We start from the raw sequence: 323 nt of genomic DNA on the forward strand, positions 1-323 counted from the left end.
AGCCCGAACCGCGAAACGGAATCGATGAAGGACGGTTCGGACGCCGTGAGCGACTGGCCGCTGCTCAACGCCTTGCTGAACACGGCGGGTGGTGCGTCGTGGGTCTCGCTGCATCATGGCGGCGGCGTGGGCATGGGCTTCTCGCAGCACTCGGGCGTGGTGATCGTGGCGGACGGCACGCAGGCGGCGCACGAACGGCTTGGCCGCGTGCTGCACAACGATCCGGCCACGGGCGTGATGCGCCACGCGGACGCCGGCTACGAACTCGCGCAGCAGACCGCGCGCGAGGCAGGCCTCAAGCTGCCGATGCTCGGCCGATGAGC

The 323-nt window shown here is 70.0% G+C and carries 1 pseudogene; it reads left to right on the plus strand.

The annotated features are described in order from the left end of the window. A pseudogene (locus U5A58_RS40600) lies at positions 1 to 321 on the plus strand (urocanate hydratase); the annotation flags it as partial. Between the last annotated feature and the right edge of the window lie 2 nt (positions 322 to 323).

Origin of the sequence: Paraburkholderia sp. J7, assembly GCF_905220155.1 — a bacterium.
In the GTDB taxonomy this organism is placed as follows: domain Bacteria; phylum Pseudomonadota; class Gammaproteobacteria; order Burkholderiales; family Burkholderiaceae; genus Paraburkholderia.